The organism is Actinoplanes sp. NPDC026623 (assembly GCF_040638275.1).
Taxonomy (GTDB): domain Bacteria; phylum Actinomycetota; class Actinomycetes; order Mycobacteriales; family Micromonosporaceae; genus Actinoplanes.
On sequence record NZ_JBEZXZ010000287.1, the window covers coordinates 1 to 8,379 of the forward strand.

Here is an 8,379-nt window from a genome sequence, read left to right on the forward strand (position 1 = left end):
CCCACGGGGGGGGGCGGCGCCCCGCCGTGCTCGGGGGGGGGGGGTGTGGGGGGGGGGGCGGGGTTGGGGGGGGGGGTTCAGCCGGGGGGGGGTTTTTGCGGCACCTGCGTCTCGTCCCCCCCCGGGGCCCGCGCGGCCGCTGCCACCATGGAAACATGACCAATGCAGCGTCGTCCGGCGCCGAGCAGAACCGACTGCGTGAAGCCGATGCGACCCCGGCGTGGCGCAGGTGGGGTCCGTACCTCAGCGAACGCCAGTGGGGCACCGTGCGGGAGGACTACAGCGCCGGCGGCGACGCCTGGGCCTACTTCGGTCACGACCAGGCGCGCTCGCGCGCGTACCGGTGGGGCGAGGACGGCATCGCGGGCATCAGCGACGACGAGCAGCGCCTGTGTTTCTCCGTCGCGATGTGGAACGGCCGCGACCCGATACTCAAGGAGCGCCTCTTCGGCGTGACGAACGCCGAGGGCAACCACGGCGAGGACGTCAAGGAGCAGTACTTCTACCTCGACAGCACGCCGACCCACTCGTACATGCGGATGCTCTACAAGTATCCGCAGCGGGAGTTTCCGTACGAGGATCTGCTCGCGACCGGCCGGTCCCGCGGCCGCGGCGACTTCGAGTACGAGCTGCTCGACACCGGGATCTTCGACGAGAGCCGCTACTTCGACGTCTTCGTCGAGTATGCCAAGGCCACCGCGGAGGACGTCCTGGTCCGGGTCACCGTGCACAACCGGGGCCCGGACCCGGCCACGCTGCGCCTGCTGCCGACCCTGTGGTTCCGCAACACCTGGTCGGGGGAGCGGCCGGCCGGCAGGCCGGCGCTGCGCGAGGTGCCGGACGTGCCCGGCCTGTCCGTGGTGGCGGCCGAGCACGAGACGCTCGGCACCCGCTGGCTGCTCTGCCAGGGCGAGCACGACCTGCTGTTCACCGAGAACGAGACCAACTCCGCGCGGCTGTTCGGCAGCCCGAACGCGACCCCGTACGTCAAGGACGGCATCGACCGCTTCGTGGTGCACGGCGAGACCGCGGCGGTGAACCCGGCGCGCACGGGCACCAAGGTGGCCGCCGACGTGGTGCTGGACCTGCCCCCCGGCGGCTCGGCGACGATCCGGCTGCGGCTCACCGACGAGGCCGTCGACGCCGGCCTGCCCGACGACCGGTCGTCGCAGGCCGAATTCGACGCGCTCGTCGAGCGGCGCCGCGCCGAGGCCGACGAGTTCTACGACGACCGCATCGCGCCCGGGCTGCGCGGGTCCGAGCAGATGGTGGTCCGCCAGGCCCTCGCCGGGATGCTGTGGAGCAAGCAGTACTTCGGCTACGACGTCGAGCAGTGGCTCGCCGAGCACGGCCTGGACCCGCTGGACGCGCAGGGCGTCCGCAACGGCGACTGGTTCCACCTGGACAGCCACGACATCATCTCGATGCCGGACACCTGGGAGTACCCGTGGTTCGCCGCCTGGGACCTCGCGTTCCAGGCGGTCACCCTCGGCATGGTCGACATCGAGTTCGCCAAGGGGCAGCTGGACCTGCTGCTGAGCCGGCGGTTCATGCATCCCAACGGGCAGATCCCCGCGTACGAGTGGAACTTCAGCGACGTCAACCCGCCGGTGCACGCCTGGGCCGTCTACCTGCTCTACGAGCTGGAGAAGTCCAGGACCGGTTCGGGCGACCGGGCCTGGCTGGAGAACGCGTTTCACAAGCTGTCCAAGAACTTCACCTGGTGGCTGAACCGCAAGGACGTCGACGGCCGCAACGTCTTCCAGGGCGGCTTCCTCGGCCTCGACAACATCGGCGTCTTCGACCGCAGCGCCCCGCTGCCGACCGGCGGCCACCTGGACCAGGCGGACGGCACCGCCTGGATGGCGCTGTACTGCCAGAACATGCTGCAGATCGCCGTGGAGCTGGCCGAGGCGGACCCGGTCTACATCGAGCAGGCGCAGACCTTCGTCGAGCACTTCGCCTGGATCGCGGTCGGCGTCAACCGCACGGTCGGCAAGGCCGAGACGATGTGGGACGACGAGGACGGATTCTTCTACGACCTGCTGCGCCTGCCCGACGGCAGCGCCACCCGGATGAAGGTGCGCTCGATGGTCGGGCTGCTGCCGCTGGCGGCCGTCACCGTGATCGGCCCGGAGGTGACCGGCCGCTACCCGCAGCTGGTCGAGCAGACCCGCGACTTCGTCGCCGGCCACCCGAGCGTGGAATCCGTGCTGTCACAGGGGCGGTTCGAGGGCGGCCGCGGTCATTTCATGCTGGCGCTCTTCGACGAGTCGCGGCTGCGCCGGATCCTGGCGCGGATGCTCGACGAGGACGAGTTCCTCAGCCCGTACGGCATCCGCTCGCTGTCGCGGTCCCACGCCGACCGGCCGTTCGAGCTGGATGTCCTCGGTCAGCGCTACAGCGTGTCCTACCTGCCCGCGGAGTCCGACAGCGGCATGTTCGGCGGGAACTCGAACTGGCGGGGGCCGGTCTGGTTCCCGATGAACGCCCTGCTCATCCGCTCCCTGCTCAACCTGCACGTGTACTACGGCGAGGAGTTCACCGTCGAGTGCCCCACCGGATCCGGCGTCACGATGACGCTGTTCGAGGTGGCCAAGGAGATCTCCGAGCGGCTGACCCGGATCTTCCTGCCGGGGGAGGACGGGCGCCGGCCCTGCTACGGCGGCAACCACATCTTCGCCGACGACGAGCACTGGCGCGACCTGGTGACGTTCTCCGAGTACTTCCACGGCGACAACGGCGCCGGCCTCGGCGCCAGCCACCAGACCGGCTGGACCGGGCTGGTCGCGGTGTTCCCCAACCTGTTCGCCAACCTCACCAGCCGGGACCTGCTCGACCACGGCATCATCGGCGGCTTCCGGGCGCCGAGGACGGAGGAACGATGAGCGGCTGGCCGTCCGCACCTGTCGTCTACGAGGTCGACACCTGGCCGTGGCTCTCCGATCTGCGCAAGCGCCTCGGCGCGGCGGCGACCCTCGCCGACGTGCCCGGCGAGGTGTGGGACGAGCTGGCGCCGCCGGGCACGGACGCGGTGTGGCTCATGGGGGTGTGGGAACGCAGCCCGGCGGGGCTCGACATCGCCCGTGGCAACGAGTCGCTGCAGCGCGCGTTCCGTGCCGCCCTGCCGGATCTGGCACCCGAGGACGTCGTCGGCTCGCCGTACTGCGTGCGGCGGTACCTCGCCGACCCGCGCCTCGGCGGGCCGGCCGGCCTGGTCGTGGCCCGCGCGGAGCTGGCCCGGCGCGGGCTGCGGCTGATCCTCGACTACGTGCCCAACCATGTCGCACCCGACCACCCGGCGGTGACGGCGCACCCGGACTGGTTCGTGACCGGCACGGCGGCGGACCTCGCGGCCGCACCGGAGTCCTGGTTCGACGGCGGCGGCGCGGTGGTGGCCCGCGGCCGCGACCCGTTCTTCCCGCCGTGGCCGGACGTCGTGCAGCTCAACGCGTTCAGCCCCGGGCTGCGCGACGCCACCGTTGACGTGCTCGCCGCCATCCTGGACCAGTGCGACGGCGTCCGGTGCGACATGGCGATGCTGCTGACCAACGAGGTGTTCGCCAGGACCTGGGGCGAGCACGCCGGGCCGCCGCCCGCCGAGGAGTTCTGGCCGCTGGTCATCGACGGGGTGCGGCAGCGCCACCCGGGCGCGGTGCTCATCGCCGAGGCGTACTGGGACATGGAGTGGACGCTGCAGCAGCAGGGCTTCGACTTCTGCTACGACAAGCGCCTCTACGACCGGCTCGCCCACGAGGACGCCGACGCGGTGCGCAAGCACCTGGGCGCCGGGCCGGACTACCAGCGCCGGCTGATCCGCTTCATCGAGAACCACGACGAGCCGCGCGCCGCCGCGGAGTTCCCCGGGGGCCGTGACCGGGCCGCCGCGGTGGCCGTGGCCACGCTGCCCGGCGCGACGCTCTGGCACGACGGGCAGCTCGACGGGCGGCGCGTGCACCTGCCGGTGTTCCTGTCCCGCCGCCCGGCGGAGCCGGTCGACGCGGCGCTGCCGCCGTTCTACCGCCGGCTGCTCGCCGTCGCCGGGGGGCTGCGCAGCGGCGACTGGCGGCTGCTGGACTGCCGGGGCTGGCCGGACAACCCGACCCACCAGGACCTGCTGGCCTGGGCCTGGCACGACGACCTGCCGCACCACCTCGTCGTCGTGAACCTGTCCCCGGCGTCCGCGCAGGCCCGGGTGCCGCTGCCGTGGCAACGACTGCGCGCCGGGCACTGGCGGCTGGTCGATCTGCTGGACGACCGGGCCTACGACCGGGACGGCGGCGAGCTCGTGGACTCGGGGCTCTACGTCGATCTTCCGCCGTGGGGCTCACACATATTCCGGGTCGAGCCGGCCTGACCGGCGCGGGAAAGGGGCCGCCCGCCGGGTTCGACCCGGCGGGCGGCCCTGTGCCTACTGCGGTGCGGCCGTCTCCGGGGCGGGCGGCGTCGCGGGCAGCCTCCCCGCGGCTACCAGCCCGGCGATGCCGATCACGGCCAGGACGATCATCGCGAGCGCGTACGAGCGCTCCGGCGTCTTCGTCAGCCCGGCCACGAGGATGGTGCCGGCGATCGCGGCACCCAGGGACGAGCCGAGGTTGGACACGCTGCGCGACAGCCCGGAGATCTCGCCCTGCAGGTCCTCGCCGAAGCTGGACTGCACGATGTTCACCGACGGGGTCAGCATGCCGCCGATGCCCAGCCCGATCAGGAAGAGCCCGGGCACGAAGGCCCAGACGCTCTTGGACACGCCGATCATGACCAGGAACACGAGGATGCCGGCGATCGTCACCGCGAAGCCCGCGAGGACCAGCGAGCGCTGCTTGCGGCGCTTCGCCATGCGCTCGGCCAGCAGCGACGACAGCAGCAGGCCGACCGTCGCCGCCGTGAAGATCACGCCGGTCTCGATGGCGTTGTAGCCGCGCACCACCTGCAGGTACGCCGAGACGACGAACGAGACACCCATGAGCACCAGCCACTGGACGTTCTGCGTGACCAGGCCGAAGTTGGAGGTGTGGTTGCGGAACAGCGCGGTGGACAGCAGCGGCTCCTGACCCTTGCGTTCCTTGGCGCGCGCCGCGTAGAAGAACCACGCCAGGACGAGGGCGCCGGCCACGACCAGGCCGAGCATGAGCCAGAGGTTGTCGTCCGCCGCCAGGATGCCCATGACGAGCAGGACGAGCCCCAGCGCCGACAGCACCGCTCCGCCGGTGTCGAACGGCCGGGTCGGGTCCGCCGGCAGCGGGTCCTTGACGTAGCGCCGGCTCAGCACCAGGATCAGCGCGACCACCAGCGCCTGGAAGACGAAGGCGGCCCGCCAGCTGATCCCGGACGTGATGAGGCCGCCGATCAGCGGCCCCGCGGCGGCGCCGATGCCGCCCATCGCGCTGATCGCGCCGAAGGCGCGGGCCCGCGCGGCGACACCGGTGAACAGCAGCGTGGTGAGGATGTAGACCGGCGGGATCAGCAGCGCGGTGCCGATGCCCTCGAGGATCGAGTTGCCGATGATGAGCACCGGCAGGCCGGGGGCGACCGCGCTGATCAGGGCGCCGACGCCGTACACGGCGAGGCCGACGGTGAGGCACCGCTTGCGGCCGTACCGGTCGGTCAGCTTGCCGCCGGGGATCATCAGCGCGGCCATGACCAGCAGGAAGATCGTGATGGCGAGCTGCACGCCCTGCACGGTCGTGTTCAGGTCCTCGCTGATGTCGTTGATCATCACGTTCATGTTGGAGCCGGCGAAGCTGCAGATGAACTGGGCCAAGGCGAGGGGAATGAGCACCCGTCGTAGGGCGCTCGACGGTCCTTGCGTCGAGGCATGGACGGTCATACGGGACCTGCTTCCACTCGGGTTCTCACCCGGGCGCGACGGCGGGCCGGGAGCTGGACATCCGTCCCAGCGTCCCGGCTCCGGCGGGGCGCGACTTCATCCGTTGCGAATGATCCGGGCACGCCGGACGGGAGGTCGAAACGTGGCCTGCGCCGGCCTACATCCGCCGGGCGGTGGCGAGGGCGGTCAGCGCCTTGTCCGCGCCGGAGAAGACCCGCGCGCTGCCCACCAGCGGCGCGAGCGCGATCAGCACCCCGCGTACCTCGTCGGCGGAGATGCCGATCTCGTCCGCGACGGTCAGGTTCACCAGGTACGACGCGGCCGGCGCGTCGACCGCCACCAGCGCCGCGATCCGCACCAGCAGGTACGTTCGATCGTCGAGGCCGGACTGCGCCTGGATGTCGCTGTGCATCCGCATCAGCGTCTCCGCGAGCGGCGCCTCGCCGGGCATGGTCGACTCCAGTAACGCGGCGACTGCTTCGTCCACAGACATGATCGGGTCTCCGTTCGTCGGCTTGCGAGCGTCGACGCCGAGTCTTTCGCGGGTGCCGGCCGGCCTGCCTCATCCCCGTCGGAGGAAAGGCGCGACCCGTCCGCGACGGGGGATGCCGGGCCGGGGCGAACCGCCGACACTCGCGTCATGAGCGACGAGGGTGCCGGCGAGGCCCGCCCCACGCCGGTGCGCCCGCCGGGCGTTGCGGGGTCCGGCCTCGTGCCACCGTGGCTCGGCCGGCTCGGCTGGTCCGGCTGGATGCTCGCGGGCGCGGTGGTCGGCGTCGTGGCGATCATCGTGGCGGTCGGCGTCGTCCTGCCTTACCTGGCGCCGGTGATCTTCGCGGTGATCCTCGCGGCCGTGCTCCAGCCGTGGGTCGGATGGATGTGCCGGCACCGGCTCCCGCCGGCCGCGGCGGTGAGCGTCGCCGTCGCCACCGTGCCGGTGGTGGTCTGCGCGATCGTCGTCGTGGTCGTCATCGGCCTGCGGGGCCAGGGCGCCGTCTGGGCGCAGACCGCACAGGCCGCCTCGGACCGGCTTCGATCCGCCACCGGCGCCGACCCGCTGACCCCGCTTGCCGACGCGTCGCAGCGCCGGGAGATCCTGCTCGGGATCGCCGGCACCGCGCTCACCGGCGCGGCGGCGGTCGCCGCCCTGGTCTTCGGCGCGCTGATCGCGCTCTACATCCTGTTCTTCCTGCTCATCGACGGTCGCCGGTTCGGCGCGGGCATCGAGCGGCGGGTGTCGCTGCCGGGCGCCACGACGCGGCTGATGCTCGCGGACGCCGGCGACCGGCTGCGCCGCTATGTGGTCGGCACGACCTTCGTCGCGACGCTGGACGCGGTGCTGATCGGGCTCGCGGCGGCGGTGCTGCGCCTGCCGCTGGTGTTCGTCATCGTGCTCGTCACCTTCACCACGGCGTACGTGCCGTACCTGGGCGCCTGGCTGTCCGCGATCTTCACGGTGCTGGTGGCCCTCGGCGCGGGCGGCGTGCAGGCGGCGCTGTGGATGCTCGCGGTCGTGCTGGTGACCCAGAACGTGATCGAGGGGCTGGCGCGTCCGCTGGCGTTCGGCGCGGCGCTCGACATGCATCCGCTGGCGATCCTCGCGGTCACGGTGGCCGGCGGGATCATCGGCGGCATCCTGGGCGTCTTCATCGCGGTGCCGCTCGCCGCGATCGTCATCTCCTGGCGGCGGACGCTGCGGACGCTTCGGTCGCAGTCCTAGGCCTCATTCGTCCGGGGTGATGCCCGGTTCGTGATCACGGTGCGACGATCCGGGCGTCGGCAGCCGATCGGTCAGACCCGCGGCGGCCCTGAACGGGAGGGACAGCGGATGGCCGCGAGCAAGAGCACCGCGTGGGCCGGCATGGTCGTCTTCGCCGCCACCATGCTGCTGATCATGAGCATGATCAACGTTTTCGAGGGCCTCGTGGTGCTGTTCAACGACGAGCAGCTCGTGTGGCTTCCGGAACGGCTCGTTCTCGTCGACTTCACCGCCTGGGGCTGGACGCTGCTGCTGTTCGGCATCGCCCTGTTCGCGGTCGGCGTCGGCCTGCTCGCGACGCAGACCTGGGCCAGGATCGCGGGCATCGTCGTCGTCGGCCTGCACGCCGTGTGGCAGGTCGCCTCGCTCGGGGCGTACCCGCTCTGGTCGCTGCTGATGCTCGCGCTCGACACCTTCGTGATCTTCGCGCTCACCGCGCGGTGGTCGAGCGTACGGCCCGAACCGGAACTGCAGATCGACCAGAGGTAGCCGAACGCCGGTCCAGGACGGAGTACACATGGGTTGCCTGTTCGCCATCTTCGCGGGTGTCTTCCCGCGGTTGGCCCTGTTCATCATCTGGCTGGTCCGGCCGGGATTCGTCGACGCCGCGTTCGACACCTGGATCTGGCCGCTGGTGGGAATCATCTTCCTTCCGTTCGCCACGCTGCTGTACGTCATCTTCTACACGCCGGGCGTCGGCCTCGTCGGCTGGGAATGGTTCTGGGTGGTGGTCGCCATGATCTTCGACCTGGCCCACATCGCGGCCAGCGTCGTGGGGGGCCGGGGGCGGGGC

Annotated in this window: 7 protein-coding genes; 5 read left to right on the forward strand and 2 right to left on the reverse strand. The window is 71.5% G+C overall.

Translation table 11 applies throughout. The features are described from left to right. The first annotated feature begins 155 nt into the window (after positions 1-155). Both AB0F10_RS42240 and AB0F10_RS42245 read left to right on the forward strand, forming a co-directional pair. Entirely contained in the window at positions 156-2,888 is a 2,733-nt protein-coding gene (locus AB0F10_RS42240) for an MGH1-like glycoside hydrolase domain-containing protein (protein WP_360639257.1), read from the forward strand. Further along, complete coding sequence (locus AB0F10_RS42245) at positions 2,885-4,357, forward strand: alpha-amylase family glycosyl hydrolase (protein WP_360639260.1); 1,473 nt, start codon at positions 2,885-2,887, stop codon at positions 4,355-4,357. Before AB0F10_RS42240 ends, AB0F10_RS42245 begins: the two co-directional genes overlap by 4 nt. Before the next feature lie 54 nt (positions 4,358-4,411). Here AB0F10_RS42245 and AB0F10_RS42250 read toward each other — a convergent pair whose 3' ends face one another. Both AB0F10_RS42250 and AB0F10_RS42255 read right to left on the reverse strand, forming a co-directional pair. Then, complete coding sequence (locus AB0F10_RS42250; protein ID WP_360639263.1) at positions 4,412-5,779, reverse strand: MFS transporter; 1,368 nt, start codon at positions 5,777-5,779, stop codon at positions 4,412-4,414. Between the two features lie 205 nt (positions 5,780-5,984). Continuing rightward, positions 5,985-6,320 carry a carboxymuconolactone decarboxylase family protein gene (locus AB0F10_RS42255; RefSeq protein ID WP_360639266.1) on the reverse strand — a complete coding sequence of 112 codons (336 nt, stop codon included), beginning with the start codon at positions 6,318-6,320 and terminating at the stop codon, positions 5,985-5,987. Between the two features lie 147 nt (positions 6,321-6,467). On the opposite strand from AB0F10_RS42255, the gene AB0F10_RS42260 reads away from it, so the two are divergent. The 3 genes from AB0F10_RS42260 to AB0F10_RS42270 all read left to right on the forward strand — a co-directional run. Then, the gene (locus AB0F10_RS42260; protein ID WP_360639269.1) at positions 6,468-7,547 is read left to right on the forward strand and encodes an AI-2E family transporter; all 1,080 of its coding nucleotides are present in this window, start codon (positions 6,468-6,470) and stop codon (positions 7,545-7,547) included. 108 nt (positions 7,548-7,655) lie between these two features. Further along, positions 7,656-8,075, forward strand: coding sequence for a hypothetical protein (locus AB0F10_RS42265; RefSeq protein WP_360639272.1), 420 nt, complete (start codon positions 7,656-7,658; stop codon positions 8,073-8,075). 28 nt (positions 8,076-8,103) lie between these two features. Continuing rightward, a partial coding sequence (locus AB0F10_RS42270) for a hypothetical protein (protein WP_360639274.1) occupies positions 8,104-8,379 on the forward strand: 276 nt, incomplete at its 3' end.

Bases quoted from the DNA above. Each gene is read 5' to 3' on its own strand.
- AB0F10_RS42265 (WP_360639272.1), top strand. From the start codon at position 7,656: ATGGCCGCGAGCAAGAGCACCGCGTGGGCCGGCATGGTCGTCTTCGCC.
- AB0F10_RS42260 (WP_360639269.1), top strand. From the start codon at position 6,468: ATGAGCGACGAGGGTGCCGGCGAGGCCCGCCCCACGCCGGTGCGCCCG.
- AB0F10_RS42255 (WP_360639266.1), bottom strand. From the start codon at position 6,320: ATGTCTGTGGACGAAGCAGTCGCCGCGTTACTGGAGTCGACCATGCCC.
- AB0F10_RS42245 (WP_360639260.1), top strand. From the start codon at position 2,885: ATGAGCGGCTGGCCGTCCGCACCTGTCGTCTACGAGGTCGACACCTGG.
- AB0F10_RS42240 (WP_360639257.1), top strand. From the start codon at position 156: ATGACCAATGCAGCGTCGTCCGGCGCCGAGCAGAACCGACTGCGTGAA.